At 73.1% G+C, this 21720-nt stretch carries 19 protein-coding genes; 13 read left to right on the plus strand and 6 right to left on the minus strand.

What is annotated here, in order from left to right:
- Positions 1 to 7 precede the first annotated feature (7 nt).
- Together IH80_RS0100430 and pdhA (IH80_RS0100435) are read right to left on the minus strand one after the other, a co-directional pair.
- Complete coding sequence (locus IH80_RS0100430; RefSeq protein ID WP_030956671.1) at positions 8 to 988, minus strand: alpha-ketoacid dehydrogenase subunit beta; 981 nt, start codon at positions 986 to 988, stop codon at positions 8 to 10.
- A 5-nt stretch (positions 989 to 993) separates the two neighbouring features.
- Entirely contained in the window at positions 994 to 2193 is a 1200-nt protein-coding gene (gene pdhA / locus IH80_RS0100435; protein ID WP_030956672.1) for a pyruvate dehydrogenase (acetyl-transferring) E1 component subunit alpha, read from the minus strand.
- A gap of 326 nt (positions 2194 to 2519) precedes the next feature.
- Here pdhA (IH80_RS0100435) and IH80_RS0100440 point away from each other — a divergent pair, with 326 nt between their 5' ends.
- A complete protein-coding gene (locus IH80_RS0100440; RefSeq protein ID WP_030956673.1) occupies positions 2520 to 3179 on the plus strand; it encodes a response regulator in 660 nt (219 codons plus the stop codon).
- A gap of 67 nt (positions 3180 to 3246) precedes the next feature.
- Entirely contained in the window at positions 3247 to 3492 is a 246-nt protein-coding gene (locus IH80_RS45220) for a hypothetical protein (RefSeq protein ID WP_051808583.1), read from the plus strand.
- Positions 3493 to 3551: 59 nt separating this feature from the next.
- Here the strand turns inward: IH80_RS45220 and IH80_RS0100450 are convergent, their stop codons facing one another.
- Positions 3552 to 5150 (minus strand): protein kinase domain-containing protein, encoded by a 1599-nt coding sequence (locus tag IH80_RS0100450; protein ID WP_030956675.1) that lies wholly within the window; start codon positions 5148 to 5150, stop codon positions 3552 to 3554.
- Between the two features lie 230 nt (positions 5151 to 5380).
- Between IH80_RS0100450 and IH80_RS0100455 the strand changes: the two genes are divergently transcribed.
- The 10 genes from IH80_RS0100455 (at position 5381) to IH80_RS0100500 (ending at position 17283) form a co-directional block, all read left to right on the plus strand.
- Positions 5381 to 7045, plus strand: coding sequence for a protein kinase domain-containing protein (locus IH80_RS0100455; protein ID WP_030956677.1), 1665 nt, complete (start codon positions 5381 to 5383; stop codon positions 7043 to 7045).
- Positions 7046 to 7201: 156 nt separating this feature from the next.
- Positions 7202 to 7789, plus strand: coding sequence for a hypothetical protein (locus IH80_RS40520; RefSeq protein WP_051808585.1), 588 nt, complete (start codon positions 7202 to 7204; stop codon positions 7787 to 7789).
- Between the two features lie 72 nt (positions 7790 to 7861).
- Positions 7862 to 8515: a PadR family transcriptional regulator gene (locus IH80_RS0100465; RefSeq protein WP_051808587.1), complete on the plus strand. Its 654-nt coding sequence runs from the start codon at positions 7862 to 7864 to the stop codon at positions 8513 to 8515.
- Between the two features lie 24 nt (positions 8516 to 8539).
- Entirely contained in the window at positions 8540 to 9286 is a 747-nt protein-coding gene (locus IH80_RS0100470; protein WP_030956682.1) for an ABC transporter ATP-binding protein, read from the plus strand.
- A gap of 101 nt (positions 9287 to 9387) precedes the next feature.
- Positions 9388 to 12147, plus strand: coding sequence for an ABC transporter permease (locus IH80_RS0100475; protein WP_234432076.1), 2760 nt, complete (start codon positions 9388 to 9390; stop codon positions 12145 to 12147).
- An 89-nt stretch (positions 12148 to 12236) separates the two neighbouring features.
- Positions 12237 to 12773 (plus strand): bacterial proteasome activator family protein, encoded by a 537-nt coding sequence (locus IH80_RS0100480; RefSeq protein WP_030956685.1) that lies wholly within the window; start codon positions 12237 to 12239, stop codon positions 12771 to 12773.
- Positions 12774 to 13023: 250 nt separating this feature from the next.
- Complete coding sequence (locus IH80_RS0100485) at positions 13024 to 13899, plus strand: NTP transferase domain-containing protein (RefSeq protein ID WP_030956686.1); 876 nt, start codon at positions 13024 to 13026, stop codon at positions 13897 to 13899.
- Entirely contained in the window at positions 13896 to 15191 is a 1296-nt protein-coding gene (locus IH80_RS0100490; protein WP_051808589.1) for a molybdopterin molybdotransferase MoeA, read from the plus strand. The genes IH80_RS0100485 and IH80_RS0100490 overlap by 4 nt, the downstream gene beginning before the upstream one ends.
- The gene (locus IH80_RS0100495; RefSeq protein WP_051808641.1) at positions 15179 to 16279 is read left to right on the plus strand and encodes a potassium channel family protein; all 1101 of its coding nucleotides are present in this window, start codon (positions 15179 to 15181) and stop codon (positions 16277 to 16279) included. The genes IH80_RS0100490 and IH80_RS0100495 overlap by 13 nt, the downstream gene beginning before the upstream one ends.
- A gap of 26 nt (positions 16280 to 16305) precedes the next feature.
- Positions 16306 to 17283, plus strand: a complete 978-nt coding sequence (locus IH80_RS0100500; protein ID WP_030956692.1) for an NAD(P)H-quinone oxidoreductase — start codon at positions 16306 to 16308, stop codon at positions 17281 to 17283.
- Positions 17284 to 17351: 68 nt separating this feature from the next.
- Here IH80_RS0100500 and IH80_RS0100505 read toward each other — a convergent pair whose 3' ends face one another.
- From IH80_RS0100505 to pdhA (IH80_RS0100515), 3 genes are read right to left on the minus strand one after another with little or no spacing between them, the layout of a single operon-like run.
- Entirely contained in the window at positions 17352 to 18722 is a 1371-nt protein-coding gene (locus IH80_RS0100505) for a dihydrolipoamide acetyltransferase family protein (protein WP_030956694.1), read from the minus strand.
- Positions 18722 to 19690: an alpha-ketoacid dehydrogenase subunit beta gene (locus IH80_RS0100510; RefSeq protein ID WP_199819194.1), complete on the minus strand. Its 969-nt coding sequence runs from the start codon at positions 19688 to 19690 to the stop codon at positions 18722 to 18724. The genes IH80_RS0100505 and IH80_RS0100510 overlap by 1 nt, the downstream gene beginning before the upstream one ends.
- Before the next feature lie 47 nt (positions 19691 to 19737).
- Entirely contained in the window at positions 19738 to 20874 is a 1137-nt protein-coding gene (pdhA, locus tag IH80_RS0100515) for a pyruvate dehydrogenase (acetyl-transferring) E1 component subunit alpha (protein WP_030956696.1), read from the minus strand.
- A gap of 178 nt (positions 20875 to 21052) precedes the next feature.
- Here pdhA (IH80_RS0100515) and IH80_RS38685 point away from each other — a divergent pair, with 178 nt between their 5' ends.
- Positions 21053 to 21622, plus strand: coding sequence for an Lrp/AsnC family transcriptional regulator (locus IH80_RS38685; RefSeq protein ID WP_078906235.1), 570 nt, complete (start codon positions 21053 to 21055; stop codon positions 21620 to 21622).
- Positions 21623 to 21720 lie beyond the last annotated feature (98 nt).

Consider the following 21720-nt stretch of genomic DNA (forward strand, 5'->3'; position numbering starts at 1 on the left):
TGGCTCCTCAGTACGCCAGCGAGCGGTCGACGGCGTCGAGCACCCGGTCCAGGCCCGGCAGGTACTCGTCCTCCAGGCGGGCCGGCGGGTACGGCGCGTGGAAACCGCCCACGCGCAGCACCGGGGCCTCCAGGTGGTAGAAGCACCGCTCCGTGATGCGGGCGGCGATCTCCGAGCCCACGCCGAGGAAGACCGGCGCCTCGTGGACGACCACGAGCCGGCGGGTCCTCTCCACCGACGCCTGGATCCCGTCGAAGTCGACCGGGGACATCGAGCGCAGGTCCAGGACCTCGACCGACTTGCCCTCCTCGGCGGCCGCGGCCGCCGCCTCCAGGCAGACCTTCACCATCGGGCCGTAGGCGGCCAGGGTGAGGTCCGAGCCCTCGCGCACCACGCGCGACTTGTGCAGCTCGCCCGGGATGGCCTCGGTGTCGACCTCGCCCTTGTCCCAGTAGCGGCGCTTCGGCTCGAAGAAGATCACCGGGTCGTCGCTGAGGATCGCCTGCTGGAGCATCCAGTAGGCGTCGGTGGCGTTCGACGGGGAGACCACCTTCAGGCCCGCGACGTGCGCGAAGAGCGCCTCCGGGGACTCCGAGTGGTGCTCGACCGCGCCGATGGCGCCGCCGTACGGGATGCGCACGACGACCGGCATCTTGATCTTGCCCAGGGCGCGCGCGTGCATCTTCGCGAGCTGCGTGACGATCTGGTCGTACGCGGGGAAGACGAAACCGTCGAACTGGATCTCCACGACCGGCCGGTAGCCGCGCAGGGCCAGGCCGATGGCGGTGCCGACGATGCCCGACTCGGCGAGCGGCGTGTCGATGACCCGCTCCTCGCCGAAGTCCTTCTGCAGACCGTCGGTGATCCGGAAGACACCGCCCAGCTTGCCGACGTCCTCACCCATGATCAGGACCTTCGGGTCCTGCTCCAGGGCCTTGCGCAGCGACTCGTTGAGCGCCTTCGCGATCGACATCTTCTCGATGGCCATGGTGGTCACTCCCCACCCTCGAAGGACGCGAGGTAGGCGGCGAACTGGGCGCGCTCCTCGTCGACGAGCGCGTGCCCGTCCGCGTAGACGTTCTCGAAGATCGCCATGGTGTCCGGGTCGGGCATGGCGCGCACGGCCTCGCGGACGCGCTTGCCCATGGCCTCGCTCTCGGCCTCCAGCTCCTCGAAGAACGCCTCGTCGGCGCCCCCGGTGGCCAGCAGGTGGGCCTTCAGGCGCTGGATGGGGTCCTTGGACTCCCAGGCCGCCCTCTCCTCGTCCCGCCGGTACTTCGTCGGGTCGTCGGAGGTGGTGTGCGCACCCATGCGGTACGTGAACGCCTCGACCAGGGTCGGGCCCTCGCCGCGGCGCGCCCGGTCCAGGGCCCAGCGGGTCACGGCCAGGCAGGCCAGCACGTCGTTGCCGTCGACGCGGACGCCGGGGAAGCCGAAGCCCTGAGCGCGCTGGTAGAGCGGCACGCGCATCTGGCGCTCGGTCGGCTCGGAGATCGCCCACTGGTTGTTCTGGCAGAAGAACACCACGGGGGAGTTGTAGACGGCGGAGAAGTTGAAGGCCTCCATCACGTCGCCCTGGCTGGACGCGCCGTCGCCGAAGTAGGCGATCACGGCCGCGTCGGCGCCGTCCTTGGCCACGCCCATCGCGTAACCGGTCGCGTGGAGCGTCTGCGAACCGATGACGATCGTGTAGAGGTGGAAGTTGTTCAGGTTCGGGTCCCAGCCGCCGTGGTTCACACCGCGGAACATGCCGAGCAGGTTGGTCGGGTCGACCCCGCGGCACCAGGCCACGCCGTGCTCGCGGTAGGTCGGGAACACGTAGTCCGCGTCGTTCAGCGCCCGGCCGGAGCCGATCTGCGCGGCCTCCTGCCCGAGGAGCGAGGCCCACAGGCCCAGCTCGCCCTGACGCTGCAGGGCGGTCGCCTCACCGTCGAAGCGGCGGGTCATGACCATGTCGCGGTACAGGCCGCGCAGGTCCTCGGTGGTGATGTCTGCGACGAAGGGGGCGAACTCCGCGTTCTCCGCGTTGTCGACGCGGTCCCCTTCAGGCGTCAGCAGCTGTACGAGCTGAGGTTCAGCGTCCTGCGTCTGCGCGGTGGCAGCGGCGGGCTTGGCGGCGCTCGCCGCACCTGCCGCCCGCTTGGTGCCGCTGCTGCGTCGCGGCTTGCGCGCGGCAGTGCTCTCCACGGTCACTTGTGCTCCTCCGTCGGTCCGGCACCCGGGTTCTCCGGGGTCCAGTGCGGCTCACCTGCATCCGTAACGAGCGCACGGGGTGGGTGCGCGTCGCGTACGGGATTCAGGCGTGACAGGCGTCCCGGCGAGTGCCCTGCGCAATGCACGTTACCCAGTGCGCCGCATAACTGCGAAACCCCGTTTGACCTGCGTTTTTGCTTGGATTTCCAAGTAAATCCGCAGCGGCGGGAACAACCACTGGTCACAGCCTTGCAGGGGCCGGGAACAACGGCACGTTATCCCGGGTAACTCCGGCAGGGAAGGGGTGAGTGTGTGAAACTGACTTCGTGCGCGAAGACGGAAAAATCAAGGTATTCCTCCTGGACGACCACGAAGTGGTCCGTCGGGGCGTCCACGAGCTGCTGTCGGTCGAAGACGACATCGAGATCGTCGGAGAGGCCGGGACGGCCGCCGATGCCCTGGTCCGCATTCCCGCCACCCGCCCGGACGTGGCCGTTCTCGACGTCAGGCTGCCGGACGGCAGCGGCGTGGAGGTGTGCCGCGAGGTGCGCTCCCAGGACGAGGACGTCAAGTGCCTGATGCTCACCTCGTTCGCCGACGACGAGGCCCTCTTCGACGCGATCATGGCCGGCGCCTCGGGCTACGTGCTCAAGGCGATCCGCGGGAACGAGCTGCTCAACGCCGTGCGTGACGTCGCCGCCGGCAAGTCGCTGCTGGACCCGGTCGCCACCGCCCGCGTACTGGAGCGGCTGCGCGACGGCACGGGCGGCAGGGGCGACGACCGGCTCGCGAACCTCACCGAGCAGGAGCGGAAGATCCTCGACCTGATCGGGGAGGGCCTGACCAACCGCGTCATCGGCGAGCGCCTGCACCTGGCGGAGAAGACCATCAAGAACTACGTCTCCAGCCTGCTCTCCAAGCTGGGCATGGAGCGCCGCTCCCAGGCCGCCGCCTACGTGGCCCGCCTGCAGGCCGAGAAGCGCTAGCAGGCCGCAACGGAAGCGTGGTCGCGTACCCGCGCATTTCAATTCCCCGGACGCTCCGCTCCGGTCGGTGCAGTTCACCGGAACGGCCCAGCTCGTGGAGCCGACCGCGACAGAACTGGAACTCTTCGGTCCGGGTCCGCATTTCGTGAACGGTGAGGTGTTCGAACCGGTCTACCTGGGCATCGAACCCCAGTTCATCACCGTTCGCACGCTCTCCGGGAGCGGGAACGGTAACGGTGACGGGAGCGGGCACGGGAGCGGGAAGGGGGAGCGGAAGGGGATTCCCGACCGGCTGTCCCAGCACGCCCGCTGACCTGCCGTCGTACGCCGACGGGCCCGGCGGAATGCAATTCCGACGGGCCCGTCCGGTCCTCACTCCGCGCTGTCGGGCCCCGGCGGCGGCTGGGACTTGGTCGGCGCGGTGGTCGCCGTCGCCGTCTTGGTCGGAGTGGCGGTCGCCGTCGCCGTCGCGCTCTTGGTCGCCGTGGCGGTCGCCGACTGCGTCGCGGTCGCCGTGGGCTGCTGCGAGGCGGTCTGCGTCCGGGTACGGGTCGGGGCCGGCAGGTTGTCGTTGTTCGTCGGCGTGTTGTCCGTGGGCTGGCGCGAGTGGGTGGGGTTGTTCGGCGAGTCCGACGCGCTCGGCTTGGCGCTGGGGGCGGTCTGGCTCGTCCCCGGGTCCTGCTTCTCGCCGCCCTTGCCACCGCCGCCGTTCCCGCCGTTGACTGCGTAGGCCACGCCGCCCGCGATCGCGACGACCGCGAGCACCGCGAACAGCCACATCTTCCAGCGGCCGCCGCTGCCGCCCCGGTCGTCGTAGACCTCGTACCCGCCGCTGTGCCCGCCCTGGCCCCCGGGGGCGCCGGGGAAGGCCGTGCCGTCGTCCGGGTTCAGCGGCGGCACCATCGGCTGCTGGAACTGCGAGGTCGAGGCGTTGGAGACGTACCGCTGCCCGCCGCTCCCGCCCACGGGCGGCATGGCCGTGGTGGCGGCGACGCCGCCGCGCCCGTGCGGCAGCGACATGGTGACCGGGCCGGTGTTCCAGGTGCCGGTGTTCGGCCCCTGGTCGTGCAGCATCTGGAGCGCGTACTGGACCAGCCCGCGCATCTCCTCGGCGCTCTGGAACCGGTCGTCCGGGTCCTTGGCGAGGGAGCGCATGACGAGGCCGTCGAGCTCCTGCGGGATGTGGTGGCCCTCCGGCAGCTGCGAGGGCGGCACCGGGGCGTCCTGGACGTGCTGGTAGACCACGGAGAGCGGGGTCTCACCGGTGAACGGGGGGCGCAGGGCGAGGAGTTCGTAGAGCAGACAGCCGGTCGCGTACAGGTCGCTGCGGTGGTCGACGGCCTTGCCGAGGGCTTGTTCGGGCGACAGGTACTGCGGGGTGCCCATGACCATGCCGGTCTGGGTCATCGTCGCCTGCCCGCCGTGCAGGGCGCGGGCGATGCCGAAGTCCATCACCTTCACGGCGCCGGCGTCGGTGATGATCACGTTCGCGGGCTTGATGTCGCGGTGGACGATGCCGTGCTGGTGCGAGTAGGCGAGGGCCTCGAGCACGCCCGAGACGATGATGAGCGCCTGCTCCGGCCCCGGGGCCTCGGCGCTGATCAGCAGATCGCGGATGGTGCGGCCCTCGACCAGCTCCATGACGATGTACGGGACGGTGTTCGGACCGACGCGGTCCTCGCCCGAGTCGTACACGGCGACGACGGCGTGGTGGTTGAGTCCGGCGACGGACTGCGCCTCGCGCGTGAAGCGGGCCTTGGACACCGGGTCCTCGGCGAGGTCGGCGCGCAGCAGCTTGACGGCGACGGTGCGGCCCAGGCGCACGTCCTCGGCGGCGAACACCTCCGCCATGCCGCCGCGGCCCAGTCGGTGCGTCAGCCGGTAACGGCCGTCGCCCACCAGGCCGCCGTCGCCCCAGTGCTCAGGACCGTCGGTCATCCCGGCGCCGTTTCCCTCGGGTTCGGGTGCCATCAGTCCTCGCCGTCGTCTCTCTCGGCCGCCGCTGCGCGGTAGTCCTCTTCTGTGGTTCTCCGGTGAACGCTACAGCCTCCGAACCGGTCACCGTTCGGACAAGGCCACCCTGTGCACGTGTGGTCACGGAACGGGCACCTGGCTTGACGTGTGCTTGCCCTGGGGCAGACTGGGCGCCAGCCGTGCCCGGCCGGAGGCGCGGGGACACGTCCCGAGGGGAAGCAACAGTCATGAGCCAGGACGGCACTCAGGGCCAGTACGCGGGCGGCTCTCTGGCCGGTGGCCGTTACCAGCTAAGGGACTTGCTGGGGGCGGGCGGCATGGCCTCCGTGTACCTGGCGTACGACTCGGCGCTCGACCGGCAGGTCGCCATCAAGACCCTGCACAGCGACCTCGGGCGGGAGCAGTCCTTCCGCGAGCGCTTCCGCCGCGAGGCCCAGGCTGTAGCGAAACTGTCGCACACGAACATCGTCTCGGTCTTCGACACCGGTGAAGGCGAAGTGACGTTCGGCGGCGGCCGCCCGGACGACGGCGCCGTGATGCCGTACATCGTCATGGAGTACGTGGAGGGCAAGCCGCTCGGCTCGGTGCTCGAAGCGGACATCCGGCAGTACGGGGCCATGCCGGCGGACAAGGCGCTGAAGGTGACGGCCGACGTGCTGGCCGCCCTGGAGACCAGCCACGAGATGGGGCTCGTCCACCGTGACATCAAGCCCGGCAACGTGATGGTCAACAAGCGCGGCGTGGTGAAGGTGATGGACTTCGGCATCGCCCGCGCCATGCAGTCGGGGGTCACCTCGATGACGCAGACCGGCATGGTCGTCGGCACCCCGCAGTACCTCTCGCCCGAACAGGCCCTGGGCCGCGGCGTCGACGCCCGGTCCGACCTGTACTCGGTCGGCATCATGCTCTTCCAGCTGCTGACGGGGCGGCTCCCGTTCGACGCAGACTCGCCGCTGGCCATCGCGTACGCCCACGTGCAGGAGGAGCCGGTCGCCCCGTCCTCCATCAACCGGTCGGTGACCCCCGCGATGGACGCGCTGGTGGCGCGCGCGCTGAAGAAGAACCCGAACGAGCGTTTCCCCACGGCCGCGGCGATGGGCGACGAGGTCGCGCGGGTGCTGGGCTCCGGGCAGACGGGCGCGCCGGTCATCGTGCAGGGCCAGGGGCCCCTGAGCAGCGGTGCGGGGGTGTCCTCGGCCGTGTTCCCCCCGGTGGAGTCCGGCCTCCAGGCCCCGCCGCAGTCGGTGCAGCAGCCCTACCAGGCGCCCCACACCCCCACGCCGGCCCCGTACGCGCCGACGCCCGCCCCGCAGCCGCACGTGGCGCAGGGCGGCGGTTACGCCTACCCGCACACGCCCCCGCCGCAGCAGCAGTACGCGTCGCAGACCCCGCCCCCGTACGTGATCTCCCCGGCGGGCACGGCGAGCCCGTCCGGCTCCGGCGGCGGCAAGCGGAACACCTCGGTGGTCGTGGGCGCGGTCGTGGTGGCGCTGCTGGCCGTCGGCGGCCTCATCGCGGCGATCTCGATGAACGGGAACGACAAGGACAAGGGCGGCACCACGGCCGATCCGGGTGCCTCGACGTCCGCGTCCGCGAAGGCCGGGTTCAAGGGGCCCGACGTCTCGCGCACGATCGACCCGAAGAAGTGCTCGGAGCCGGTGAAGCACTACAGCGAGGCCGGCAAGTACTCGGCGCCGGACCTCAAGTACAAGAACCTGCTGTCGGTGAAGGCCTGCATCCAGGCCTCGGGCGGCAAGTACACGATCGTCCCCAAGGACGAGGCCGTCTACGGCAAGGACACGGTGCTGAGCCAGTCCCCGGCCGCCGGCGAGAAGATCAACAAGGAGGGCACGGAGTACACGCTCACCGTGTCCACCGGCAATCCGGAGTAGCCGGAGCGGCCGTACGGCGCGGCCTTCACGACACACCGGCGTCCCGGGCACCCGATAGGGCGTCCGGGATGCCGGTTTTGCCCCACTATGTAAATCTGAGCGCACATCGCTGACTCCAGCGAACACGCCGGTCGCTCGGGACGGGAGGGGCTCCCCGTGATCCAAGGCTTCCGCCCGTCGCACTGGCTGGCCTGCGCCGCGCTGACCGCGGCCGCCCTCGCGCCCGCCGCCTCCGCGTACGCCGGGCCGCTCACCCCCGCCCACCGGGCCGGAGGGGGCGCGCCGCACGCCGCCCGGCCGGGCTACGCCCCGGCGGCCGCCCCGGCCCGGACCGCGGTGCGCGCCGCGGCCACCGAGGCCGACGAGGGCGAGGGCGACGGCGCCCGGGAGGAGCTGGCGGGGAGCGCCGCCGGGGTGGGCCGCGAGCGGCCCGGCCGACCGGCCGGCGAACCCGCCAATCCCGAGTTGCTCATCGCCTCCCGGCCGCTGCCGGTGCGCCCGCGCACCGAGCCCACACCGCCGCCCGCGCCGCCCTCCGCACCCCTGCCCCAGCCCCCGCCCCCGGCGTCGCATCCCGCGGCCGCGGCCGATCCCACAGCGCGTGACAGCGTCAGCGCGCTCGGTACCGAGCCGAACGACCGCGCCGCGGACCTCGCCGCGCACATACTGCCGCTGGGCACCGGATTCGCCCTGATGGGACTGGGTCTGGGCTATCTGGGCGTACGGCTGCGCCGGAGCGCATAGGCCCGCCATCCGTCCCGGGCCCGGCCCGGCGATGGTTGCCGAGCGTGAACATACTCGGTATACATACCGAGTATGTCGATCCGCCACGGGCTGCTCGCCCTCCTGGAACGGGGTCCTCGGTACGGCTCCCAGCTGCGCACCGAGTTCGAATCCCGGACCGGCTCCACCTGGCCCCTCAACGTCGGGCAGGTCTACACGACCCTCGCCCGGCTCGAACGCGACGGCCTCGTCGCGCCCGACGGCGAGGACGCCGCGGGCCACACGCTCTACGCCATCACCGACACCGGGCGCGCCGAACTGCGCGAGTGGTACGAGCGCCCCGTCGACCGGGCCAACCCGCCCCGGGACGAGCTGGCCATCAAGCTCGCCATGGCCGTGGGCTCCACGGGCGTGGACATCCGCGCCGTCATCCAGTCCCAGCGGCACGCCACGATCCGCGCGATGCAGGACTACACCCGGCTCAAGGCCACCGCGCTCGCGGCGCTCGAGAGCGGGCAGTCCCGCGAACGCGACGACGTCGCCTGGCTGCTCGTCCTGGAACAGCTGATCTTCCAGACCGAGGCCGAGGCGCGCTGGCTCGACCACTGCGAAGCCCGGCTCGTCCGGCTCTCCCAGACGGCCGACCGGAGAGCCGCCGCGCCCGAACCGCCCCCGGCCACCGAAGGCGGCACCCCGGCCCCGACCACCACTGCCCGGCCCCGCACCGCCCGTACGCGGCGCGCCTGAACCACGTTCCAGGGGGGAACCCTCATGTCCGACCAGCACCAGACCCGGCAACCCGTCCTGCAGTTGGAGCGGCTCGTCCGCACCCACGGCAGCGGCGCCACCGAAGTGCACGCCCTGCGCGGCATCGACCTCGCCGTCCACCCCGGCGAACTCGTCGCCGTCATGGGCCCTTCCGGCTCCGGCAAGTCCACGCTGCTGACCCTCGCCGGCGGCCTCGACACCCCCAGCAGCGGCCGGGTGCTGGTCGAGGGCACCGACATCACCACCGCGAGCCGCAAGCAGCTCGCCGCGCTGCGCCGCCGCAGCATCGGGTACGTCTTCCAGGACTACAACCTGATCCCGGCCCTCACCGCCGCCGAGAACGTGGCCCTGCCGCTCGAACTGGACGGCACCTCGGCCCGCAAGGCCCGCGTCGCGGCCCTCGCGGCGCTGGCGGAGATGAACCTGGGCGTCCTCGCCGACCGCTTCCCCGACGAGATGTCCGGAGGCCAGCAGCAGCGCGTCGCCATCGCCCGCGCCCTCGTCGGCGACCGGCGCCTCGTCCTCGCCGACGAACCGACGGGCGCCCTCGACTCCGAGACCGGCGAGTCCGTCCTCGGTCTGCTGCGCTCCCGCTGCGACGCGGGTGCGGCCGGGGTCCTCGTCACCCACGAGCCACGGTTCGCCGCGTGGGCCGACCGCGTGGTGTTCCTCCGCGACGGCAGCGTGGTCGACGAGACCCTGCGCAGCCACGCCGACTCCCTCCTCTCCGGGCAGGCGGGCGTCCAGTGACCTCCTCACTCCAGGGCTGGTACCACTCCTGGGTCGCCGCCGTACGCATCGCTCGCCGGGACGCCTGGCGCGCCAAGGGCCGCAGCTCCCTGGTCCTCGCGATGATCGCCCTGCCGATCGTCGGCGTGAGCGCCGCCGACCTCACCCTGCGCAGCGCCGAACTCTCCCCCGACCAGGCCGTCAGCCGCCTGGTCGGCGCCTCCGACGCCCGGATCAGCACCTCGCACGCGGGCAGGCCCGTCTACCAGGTGCCCGACGGGTCCCACTACGTGCCCGTCGGCGGCTTCGACAGCGCCGACACCCCGTCGAAGCCGCAGGAGGAGTCCCCGGACCAGGTGGCCGCCGCGCTCCCGCCCGGGACCCGGCTCCTGAAGGACTCCGGCGGCTACGGCAAGGTCCGCACCAAGCACGGCCTGCTCGACACCGATCTGCGCGAGATCGACCTGCACGACCCGCTGGCGAAGGGCCTGTTCACGCTCGACCGTGGCCGACTGCCCGAGCGGGCGGGCGAGGTCGTGGCGACCAACGCCTTCCTGGAGAACTCCGGCCTGTACGTCGGCTCGTCCGTCACCCCGCGCGGCGCCGCCTCCTCGTACAAGATCGTCGGCGCGTACGAGCTGCCGAACGACCTCAAGAGGGAGCAGATCACCGCCCCGCCCGGGAGCCTGATCGCCCCGCTCGACAAGGCGCTCCGGGCCGCCGGGGGCATCGGGGTGCATCCGGACGACTCCTACCTGGTCACGGTGGGCGGTGAAGGTTTCACGTGGAACATGGTCCAGGCGGCCAACGCCAAGTCCCTGGTCGTCGTCTCGCGTGCCGTCGCCAACCGTCCGCCCGCCGACGCCGAGGTCCCGCTCTACCGGCAGGAGCCCAAGGCGCAGTTCGAGCGCGGTGTCGGCGGCGCCACCGAAATGGCCATCCTGGCCACGATCGTGGGCCTCGCCATGCTGGAGATCTGCCTGCTCGCCGGACCGGCCTTCGCGGTCGGCGCGCGCCGCTCACGGCGCCAGCTCGGCCTGGTCGGCGCCAACGGCGGTGACCGCCGCCACATCCGTTCCATCGTGCTCTCCGGCGGCCTGGTCATCGGCGCCGCGGCCGCCGTCTCCGGCACCGCGATCGGCATCACCCTGACCGTCGCCCTCCAGCCGGTGCTGGAGGAGCAGCTCGGCAACCGCTTCGGCGGTCTCGACTTCCGCCCTCTGGAACTGGCCGGCATCGCCCTGCTCGCCGTGCTGACCGGACTGCTGTCCGCGATCGTCCCCGCCGTGACCGCGTCCCGGCAGACGGTCCTGGCCTCCCTGACCGGCCGCCGCGGGGTGCGCCGCTCCAACCGGGTGCTGCCCGTCGTCGGCCTGGTCGCCGTCGCCGTCGGCGCCGGGGTCGCCCTGTACGGCAGCGTGTCGGACATGGGCGCCGCCGTCGTCGCGGGCGGAAGCGCACTCGCCGAGCTCGGCATCGTCGCCCTCACCCCGGTCCTGGTCGGCCTCTTCGGGCGGCTGGGACGCTGGCTGCCGCTGTCCCCGCGGCTCGCGCTGCGCGACGCCGTGCGCAACCGGGGCCGTACGGCGCCCGCCGTGGCCGCGGTCCTGGCCGCGGTCGCCGGCACCGTGGCGGTGGCCACGTACCAGCACAGCAGCGACATCCAGAGCCGGCACGAGTACGTCGCCGACCTGCCGCACGGCACCGGCCGGCTGCTGACCTCCGAGAACGGCGCCTACCAGGAGGTCCCGGCCCTGCGCGAGTCCCTCACCAAGCAGCTCCCGGTGGCACAGCGCGCGGACGTGGACCGGCTGGTCGTCGGCAGGCCGGGCTGCGAGACCTTCTCCGAGGACCCCACCTGCGGCCGCGTCGAGATCATCACGCCCAAGGACCAGCGGTGCCCGCTCTACGAGAGCCCCGACGGCCCCGACGCCTTCAGCACCGAGGACGCCCGCCGGCTGCGCCAGGACTGGCGCTGCAAGGGCGCCGTGCGGGGTACGCAGTACTCCACGGTCGTCGCCGACGAGAAGCTGCTGAGCGTCCTGGCGGTCACCGACCCCGGCTCCGTGTCGGCTCTGAAGCAGGGCCGGGCCCTCGCCTTCGACAGGCGACAGGTCAAGGACGGCAAGGTCACCCTGCGGATCGTCGCCGGTTCGGACCGGGACGAGGTCTTCGCCGGTACGCCCAGGGAACCGGTCGGCGTGGACAAGGTCCTCCCCGTCCACCTGGCCCCGGAGGGCACCGAGGGCTGGGGCCTCGAACTGGTGCTGCCGCCCGCGGCCGTCCAGGCCACCGGGCTGACCACGGCACCGATCGGCTCCTACTTCGCCCTCGACGGGACGGCCACCTCCGAGCAGCGGCAGCGGATCGCCGGGGACATCGACCGGATGGGCGTGGAGGCCTCCCTGCGGATCGAGTCGGGCTACCAGGGCGACGACAGCCTGGTCCTGCTCGCCCTGACCGTCTTCGCCGGACTGGTCACCATCGGCGCGGCCGGCATCGCCACCGGGCTGTCCCAGGCCGACGCCGAGGCCGACCTGAAGACGCTGGCAGCGGTGGGTGCCCCGCCGCGGGTGCGACGGACGCTGAGCGGCTTCCAGTGCGGGGTGGTGGCCCTGATGGGCGTCGTCCTGGGCTCGGCGGCCGGACTCCTGCCCGCGATCGGTCTGCGCCTGACGGAGCGACGGGAACTGGAGGCGCTCGCCCGGCGGGCCGTCGACGAGGGCCACTCCCTGGCGGGCGAGTCCGTGCCGTTCGTCCCGGTAGCCGTGCCGTGGGAGACCCTCGCCCAGCTGCTCGTCGTGGTCCCGCTGGGCGCGGCCCTGCTGGCGGCGCTCGTCACCCGCTCCAGCGGCGCCCTGGCCCGCCGGGCCGCGGGCTAGGCACCGGGGACGGTGCCCCCGTACAGGGTGGATCACGGCTGTACGGGGGCACACCGAGTGAGAACGAAGGTGTGCGAGAGAATGACGGCATGGAGATGCCGAGGAGTGAACGGTCGCAGGACAGTCCCCCGCACGTCCTGATCGTGGGACAGGACGGGACGGCGGTCGGCGACGCCGATGACGAGTCGCGCGAGGTCCCGGTGACGGAAATGGTCGAACAGCCCGCCAAGGTCATGCGGATCGGCAGCATGATCAAGCAACTCCTGGAAGAGGTACGCGCCGCGCCCCTCGACGAGGCGAGCCGGGTCAGGCTCAAGGACATCCACGCCGCTTCCGTGAAGGAGCTGGAGGACGGCCTGGCCCCCGAGCTCGTGGAGGAACTGGAGCGCCTGTCCCTGCCGTTCACCGAGGAGGCCATCCCCTCCGAGGCCGAACTGCGGATCGCGCAGGCACAGTTGGTCGGCTGGCTGGAGGGCCTCTTCCACGGCATCCAGACCGCTCTGTTCGCCCAGCAGATGGCCGCGCGGGCCCAGTTGGAGCAGATGCGCCGCGCCCTCCCGCCCGGCGGTCCGCACGACGACGACGAGGACGGCCACGGCCCGGTCCGCTCGGGCCCCTACCTCTAGCCTCCGGCGGCCCGCAGAAAGAACGGGTCCGGCCGCGCCCCCCGGGCGCGGCCGGACCCGCACCTCTTCCCGGCCGGCGCCAACCCAGCCCGCCGGCACCACATCCAGCCCCACCAGCGCCACACCCGGGCCCGCCGGCGCTGTGAGGCGCGGGGCGGGCGCAGCCCCGGCCGTGCCGCCGGGTCCGGCGGATAAGCACCGGGTAAGTGCGGCTCCCCGCCGGGGACATGGTCCACGCATACTCATGGGCATGAGCTACGACGCGATCGTGCTGGCCGGCGGCGCCGCGCGCCGCCTCGGCGGTGCCGACAAGCCCGCGCTGAGCGTCGGCGGGCGGGCCCTCCTCGACCGCGTCCTCGACGCCTGCCCGGACGCCCTGAGCACCGTCGTGGTCGGCGGCCGACGGCCCACCGCGCGCCCCGTCCACTGGACGCGCGAGGACCCGCCCGGGGGCGGCCCCGTGGCCGCTCTGGACGCCGGACTGCGCGCGACCACCGCGGAGCTGGTCCTCGTACTCTCCGCGGACCTGCCGTTCCTGGACCGGGAGACCGTACGGGCCCTGCTGGCCGCGCCCGACGCGCACGGCACCGACGGGGCGCTGCTGCGGGACCCCGACGGCCGGGACCAGCCGCTGGTCGCCGCCTACCGGGCCGAGCCCCTGCGCCGGGAGATCGCACTGCTCGCCACCGAACACGGCGGCCTCACCGGGCTGCCGCTGCGCGCGCTCACCGCGGAGCTGGAGCTGACCGCCGTCGCGACCCGGCCCCTCGCCTCCTTCGACTGCGACACCTGGGAGGATCTCGCCGCAGCCCGCGCCCGGATCAGAGAGCATGGAACCGTGCTGGACCAATGGATCACCGCCGTCAAGAACGAGCTCGGCATCGACCTCGCCGTCGACACCAAGACCCTGCTCGACCTCGCCCGGGACGCCGCCCACGGCGTAGCCCGGCCCGCCGCACCGCTGACCACCTTCCTGGTCGGCTACGCGGCCGCCCACGCCGCCGCCACCGGCGCCGACCCCGCCGAAGCCGTCGCCGAGGCCTCCCGCAAGGCCGCCGACCTGGCGCTGCGCTGGGCCGCCGAGGCCGAGGCCGATGCGGCCGCCGAAGAGAACGGCTCGGGATGACCCCCACGAATTCCGCCGAGCAGGCCCTCGAAGAGGCCCTTGCCCTGGTCAGCCGTACCCCCGGGAGCGGCGGCGACACCGGCGGCCACCGGGCCGTCGCCTGGCCGCGCGCCCGCGACGTCGCCGCCCGGGCGGGCGCCGGCGTGCGGGCCCGTACCCATGACGTGCCCCTCGCGGACGCGCTCGGCGAGGTCCTGGCGGACTCCCTGGACGCGCTGACCGACCTGCCGTCCTTCGACACCTCCGCCATGGACGGCTGGGCCGTGGCCGGCCCCGGGCCGTGGCACGTCCGCGACGGCGGCGTCCTGGCCGGCTCCGGCCGCCCGGAGCCGATCGCCGACGGCGAGGCCGTCCGGATCGCCACCGGCGCCCGGATCCCCGCCGACACCACCGCCGTCATCCGCACCGAACACTGCCGGGAGGCCGGCGGGCAGCTCTTCGCCGACCGGCCCGTCGTCACCGGCCAGGACATCCGCCCGCGGGGCCAGGAGTGCCGCTCGGGCGACCTGCTGCTGCCCGCCGGTTCCCTGGTCACCCCCGCCGTGCTCGGGCTCGCCGCAGCCGCCGGCTACGACGAGCTGGCCACCCGGCCCCGCCCCCGCGTGGAGATCCTGGTGCTCGGTGACGAGCTGCTCACCGAGGGCCGCCCGCACGACGGACTGATCCGGGACGCCCTCGGCCCCATGCTGGCCCCCTGGCTCACGCGCCTGGGCGCCGAGGTCACCGCGACCCGGACGCTGGGCGACGACCCGGCCGGAGCGGCCGCCCTGCTGGAGGCCGTCACCACCTCCACCGCCGATGTCCTGGTCACCACCGGCGGCACCGCCTCCGGACCCGTCGACCACGTCCACCCCGTACTGGAGAAGGCCGGCGCCCGGCTCCTCGTCGACGGGGTGGCGGTGCGGCCCGGACACCCGATGCTGCTGGCGCGGATCGGCGACCGGGCGGACGGACGGCACGTGGTCGGGCTCCCCGGCAACCCCCTCGCCGCCGTCTCCGGGCTGCTGACCCTCGCCGAGCCGCTGCTGCGCGCCCTCGCGGGCCGCCGCCCGCGCCCGCGCTACACCGCGCCCGTGCAGGGCGACGTACCGGGCCACCCGTACGACACCCGGCTGGTCCCGGTCCGCCTCGACGACGAGCACGCCGTGCCGCTGCGCTACCACGGCCCCGCGATGCTGCGCGGGGTGGCGGCGGCGGACGCGCTGGCCGTCGTACCGCCCAAGGGCGCCCGGGCCGGACAGGAACTTGAGGTCCTCGATCTGCCGTGGGCCTCGGGAGGATGTTTCACGTGAAACTGCCCGGACAGGACGCCATGGCCCGCGGGGCGGACGAGAAGCTCGTCTCCCGGCGCATCAAGCTGCCCAAGCGGATCGTCGAGCACCCGCTGCGACAGGTCGCCAAGCGTCTCCTGATGGCCTTGTTCGTGCTCTTCCTCACGGTCTTCATCGTGTGGCTGGACCGCGACGGCTACCACGACAACGCCAACGAGACGGTCGATCTCCTCGACTGCTTCTACTACGCCACCGTGTCGCTCTCGACGACCGGTTACGGCGACATCGTCCCGTACAGCGACAGCGCACGGCTGATCAACATCCTGGTGATCACGCCACTGCGCGTGCTGTTCCTGATCATCCTCGTCGGTACCACCCTCGAAGTCCTGACAGAACGGACGAGGGAAGAGTGGCGGCTGAAGCGCTGGAGGAAGAACTTGCGCGAGCACACGGTCGTCGTCGGCTTCGGCACGAAGGGCCGCTCGGCCCTCCAGACGCTGCTGGCCACCGGCCTCTCCAAGGAACAGGTCGTGGTCGTCGACCCCAGCACCAAGGTCATCGACATGGCCAACGCCGAGGGGTTCACCGGCGTGGTCGGCGACGCCACCCGCTCCGATGTGCTGCTCCGTGCCGAGATCCAGAAGGCCCGTCAGGTCGTCATCGCCACGCAGCGCGACGACACGGCGGTACTGGTCACCCTGACGGCCCGGCAGCTCAACCGCGGGGCGAAGATCGTCGCCGCGGTGCGCGAGGAGGAGAACGCCCCCCTGCTGCGCCAGTCCGGCGCGGACGCGGTCATCACGAGCGCGAGCGCGGCCGGCCGCCTGCTGGGCCTGTCGGTGCTCAGCCCGAGCGCGGGCACGGTGATGGAGGACCTGATCCAGCAGGGCAGCGGCCTGGACCTCATCGAACGGCCCGTCCGCAAGGCCGAGGTGGGCAAGTCGGTGCGCGAGGCCGACGACCTGGTGGTCAACGTGCTGCGAGGGCACAGGCTGCTCCCGTACGACGACCCGCACGCGAGCCCCCTGCAGCTGACGGACCGTCTCATCTCCATCGTGCGGGCGGTACCGCCCACCGCCGCGAGGACGACGCTGGGTCCTGTCGAGTAGCCGCGTCGTGGCGTAGCCTCCGGGCCATGCATGCGATCACCATCGAGCAGCCCGGCGGCCCCGAGGCCCTCGTCTGGGCCGACGTTCCCGATCCGGTGCCGGGCGAGGGCGAGGTCCTCGTCGAGGTCGCGGCGAGCGCCGTGAACCGCGCCGACGTGCTCCAGCGGCAGGGCTTCTACGATCCGCCGCCCGGCGCCTCGCGCCATCCGGGCCTGGAGTGCTCGGGGCGGATCGCCGCCCTCGGGGCGGGGGTGTCCGGCTGGTCCGTGGGCGACGAGGTGTGCGCCCTGCTGGCCGGTGGCGGGTACGCGCAGCGGGTGGCCGTGCCGGCCGGCCAGTTGCTGCCCGTCCCGGCGGGCGTGGACCTGGTGACGGCGGCCGCGCTGCCCGAGGTCGTCACGACGGTGTGGTCCAACGTGTTCATGGTGGCCGGACTGCGCCCCGGCGACACGCTGCTGGTCCACGGAGGGTCCAGCGGGATCGGGACGATGGCGATCCAGCTCGCGAAGGCGGTGGGCGCGACGGTCGCCGTGACGGCCGGCGGCCCCGAGAAGCTGGCCCGCTGCAAGGAACTCGGTGCGGACATCCTCATCGACTACCGCGAGCAGGACTTCGTGGCCGAGCTGCGGTCGGCGACGGGCGGGGCCGGGGCCGACGTGATCCTGGACATCATGGGCGCCAAGTACCTCGCCCGGAACGTGGACGCCCTGGCCGTGAACGGCCGGCTCGCGGTGATCGGCCTCCAGGGCGGGGTGAAGGCCGAGCTGAACCTCGGTGCGCTGCTGGCGAAGCGGGCGGCGATCACCGCCACCTCGCTGCGGGCGCGGCCTCTGGAGGAGAAGGCCGCGATCGTCGCGGCCGTACGGGAGCACGTGTGGCCCCTGGTGGCCGCGGGCCGTGTCCGGCCGGTGGTGCACGCGGCGTTCCCGATGGCCCAGGCCGCCGAGGCCCACCGGGTCATGGAATCCAGCACCCACGTGGGCAAACTGCTGCTGACGGTGTGAGCACGGGGCGCGGGGCCGGGGGCCGGGGCGGAGCCCCGGTCTTCGAGCCCCGTCCCCGCGCCGCACGGCTACAGGCTGCGCAGCAGGACCGCCGGAGATTCCACGCAGTCCGCGACGTGGCGGAGGAAGCCGCCCGCCGTCCCGCCGTCGCAGACCCGGTGGTCGAAGGTCAGCGACAGCTGGACCACCTTCCGGACCGCCAACTGCCCCTGGTGCACCCACGGCTTGTCGATGATCCGGCCCACACCCAGCATCGCCGCCTCCGGGTGGTTGATGATCGGCGTGGAGCCGTCGACCCCGAACACCCCGTAGTTGTTCAGGGTGAAGGTGCCGCCCGTCAGGTCGGCCGGGGCCAGCTTGCCCGCCCGGGCGAGCTCGGTCAGCCGCGCGAACTCCGCCGACAGGGACTCCGGGTTGCGGTCCTGCGCGTCCCGGACCACCGGGACCACCAGACCCCGCTCGGTCTGCGCGGCGAAGCCCAGGTGCACCGACGGGAGCCGGACGATCTCCTTGGCCGCGAGGTCCACGGTGGAGTTCAGCTCGGGGTACTTGGCCAGCGCGGCCGTGCAGATCCGCGCCAGCAGCGCGAGCACCGAGATCTTGGGCCCGCCGACCGCGTTCATCGCGGCCCGGGCCGCCATCAGCTCGGTGGCGTCGGCGTCGACCCAGCAGGTCGCGTCCGGGATCTCCCGGCGGCTGCGCGACAGCTTCTCGGCGACCGCACCGCGCAGCCCCTTGAGCGGGATCCGCTCGCCCTGCGCCGCCACCGCCGCCGGGGCGGCGGCCGGGGCCGGGGCGGCGGCCGGGGCCGGGGCGGGCGCCGTCAGCGCGGCCAGGGCCGCCTCGACGTCGGCCCGCAGGATCAGGCCCTCCGGCCCGGAACCGTGCAGCGCGCGCAGGTCCACCCCGCCGTCCTTGGCCAGCTTGCGCACCAGCGGCGAGATGACGGGCACCGGACCGGCCGGAGCCGCAGCGGCCACGGGAGCGGCCGGGGCCACCGGGGCCGCGGCGACCGGAGCCGGGGCCGCGGCCGGAGCCGCGACGGGCGCCGCCACCGCGGCGGTGACGGGTCGCACCCGTCGCCGACGCGCCGGGCGCGAGTGGTCCGAGCCGTAACCGATCAGCGGGCGGGGCGCGGTGCCGGAGCCCTCGGCCTCGTCCTCCGGAGCCGTCCCGGCCTCCGGAGCGGACTGCACGCCCACCGCGACGGTGATCAGCGGGGCGCCGACCGGCAGCTCCTCGCCCTCCTCACCGAACCGGGCGGTGACCACGCCGCCGTACGGACAGGGCACCTCCACCATCGCCTTGGCCGTCTCGACCTCGACGACCGGCTGGTCGATGGCGACGACGTCGCCCACCGCCACCAGCCACCGCACGATCTCGGCCTCGGTCAGGCCCTCACCGAGGTCCGGCAGCTTGAATTCCATGACCTGCGGCATCAGTTCTCCCACTGCAGGCGGGCCACGGCGTCCAGGATCCGCTCGACACCGGGCAGGTGGTACTTCTCCAGCATCGGCGGCGGATACGGGATGTCGAAGCCCGTCACCCGCAGCACCGGTGCCTCCAGGTGGTGGAAGCACCGCTCCGTGACACGGGCGGCGATCTCCGCGCCCGGTCCGCCGAAGCCGCCGGCCTCGTGGACCACCACCGCGCGCCCGGTGCGGCGTACCGACTCCACGACCGTGTCCTCGTCGAAGGGGACCAGGGAGCGCAGGTCCACGACCTCCAGGTCCCAGCCCTCCTCGCGGGCCGCCTCGGCCGCCTCCAGGCACACCGGCAGCGAGGGCCCGTAGGTGATCAGGGTCGCGCTCGTGCCCGTCCGCCGGACCAGCGCCTTCCCGATGCCGGGGACGGCCGTCGGCGCCTGCGGCGACCAGTCGGCCTTCGACCAGTACAGCCGCTTCGGCTCCAGGAAGACCACCGGGTCGTCGCTCGCGATCGACGCGCGCAGCAGTCCGTAGGCGTCCTCGACGGTCGCCGGGGTGACCACGGTCAGGCCGGGCGTCGCCACGTAGTACGCCTCGGAGGAGTCGCAGTGGTGCTCCACACCGCCGATCCCGCCGCCGTACGGCACGCGGATGGTGATCGGCAGCGGCATCGCACCGCGGGTGCGGTTGCGCATCTTCGCCACGTGCGAGATCAGCTGCTCGAAGGCCGGGTAGGCGAAGGCGTCGAACTGCATCTCCACCACGGGCCGCAGCCCGTACATCGCCATGCCGACCGCGGTGCCCAGGATCCCGGCCTCCGCGAGCGGGGTGTCCGTACAGCGGTCCTCGCCGAACTCCTTCGCGAGGCCGTCCGTGATCCGGAAGACGCCGCCGAGCGTGCCGACGTCCTCGCCCATCACGTGGACCGTCGGGTCCTCGGCCATCGCGTCGCGCATCGCCCGCGTCAGGGCCTGCGCCATCGTCGCGGGCTTGGCCCCCGTCTTCGCGGACTTCGCCGCCACCGTCGTCACGCCTGGTCCTCGGCTTCCAGCTCGGCACGGAGCATGGCCGCCTGCTCGCGCAGGCGGTCGGTCTGCTCCGCGTAGACATGCGCGAACAGGTCCATCGGGTCCACCACCGGATCCGCGTTCATCCCGTCGCGCAGGGACGCCGCCATCGCCTCGGCCTCGTCGCGCGCGGCCGTGATGCCCGCCTCGTCGAGGATCCCGCGCGCGGTCAGCTCCCGCTCCAGCAGGTCGATCGGGTCGTGCGCCTTCCACGCCTCGACCTCGGCGTCACCGCGGTAGCGGGTCGCGTCGTCGGCGTTCGTGTGCGCCTCCATGCGGTACGTGACGGCCTCGATCAGCGTGGGGCCGCCACCGGCCCGGGCCCGCCGGACCGCCTCGGCCAGCACCTCGTGCATCGCCGCGATGTCGTTGCCGTCGACCAGCCGGCCCGGCATGCCGTAGCCGACGGCCTTGTGGGCCAGCGTCGGGGCGGCGGTCTGCTTGGCGAGCGGGACGGAGATCGCGAAGCCGTTGTTCTGCACGAGGAAGACCACCGGGGCCTGCCAGACGGCGGCGAAGTTCAGCGCCTCGTGGAAGTCGCCCTCGCTGGTGCCGCCGTCGCCGACCATGGCGAGGGCGACGACGTCGTCGCCCCGCAGCCGCGCCGCGTGCGCCAGGCCCACGGCGTGCGGCAGCTGGGTGGCGAGCGGGGTCGAGAGCGGGGCTATGCGGTGCTCGCGCGGGTCGTAGCCGGTGTGCCAGTCGCCGCGCAGCAGGGTCAGTGCCTGTACGGGGTCCAGTCCGCGCGCCACGGCCGCCAGGGTGTCGCGGTAGCTCGGGAAGAGCCAGTCCTGCTCCTCCAGCACCATCGCGGCGGCGATCTCGCAGGCCTCCTGGCCGACGGTCGAGGGGTACACCGCGAGCCGGCCCTGCTTGGTGAGCGCCGTGGCCTGGGCGTTGTAGCGACGGCCGCGCACCAGCTCGGCGTAGCAGCGGCGCATCAGCGCGGGGTCGAGCCGGTCGGCCGCCGCGGTGCCCAGCACCCGGTAGGGCTCGGCGTCCGGAAGCAGCGCGGCGGCGTCCGTGCGGGGCCTCCAGGCGGGCGGCGGGGTGGAACGGTGGGACGCACCGGCACCGGGCAGCTCTTGGACCGTCATGGCGGCGTACACCTCCTCGTGGGAAGCGGGCAGGGGGTGCCCCGGATGTGAGGCCCCTCACCTACCGATTGTTCGGTTGTCCGCGCAATTTGGCTACAGGCGGCTCCAGGCTGTGGACAAACGGGCGCCGGGGCCATGGGATGGACGCAGGACGTCCAGGAGAGGGAGGCATCGGGCAATGCCGGATGAACAAATGGCCGCGGCCGGTTCCGCACCGGTTCCCCCGGGGACCGCACCGGGAGCCCCTGCGGTCCCTCCCGTCGCACCGCGCCCCCTGGACCCGATCGACCGGTCGATCATGCGGCTGCTCCAGGCGGACGGCCGGGCGTCCATACGGTCGGTGGCCGAGCAGGTGCACGTCTCGCGCGCGAACGCCTACGCGCGGATCAACCGGCTCATCGACGACGGGGTGATCCGCGGGTTCACGGCCCGCGTCAACCACGAGCGTGCGGGCCAGGGGGCCTCCGCCTACATCACGCTGAAGATCGTCCAGAATTCCTGGCGCACGGTCCGCGAGCAGCTGCGCGAACTCCCGGGCGCCGCGCACATCGCCCTGGTCAGCGGCGACTTCGACGTCCTGCTCCTGGTGCACACCCCGGACAACCGGACCCTGCGCGAGCTGGTCCTGACCCGCCTCCAGTCCATCCCGGAGGTCCTCTCGACGCGCACCCTGCTGGTCTTCGAGGAGACGGACCTCCTGGACCCCGGCCCGGGCCCGGGCACCGGCCCCGCGATCACGGAGGACTAGGCCGAACGGGTGACGGGGCGACCTGAGACGCGAAAGCGCCCCGGAACGTCCCTGAGGACCCTTCCGGGACGCTGTGCGCGGCGGCCGGCGGCCAGAGG

It is taken from the genome of Streptomyces sp. NRRL S-378, from assembly GCF_000720645.1.
Taxonomy (GTDB): domain Bacteria; phylum Actinomycetota; class Actinomycetes; order Streptomycetales; family Streptomycetaceae; genus Streptomyces.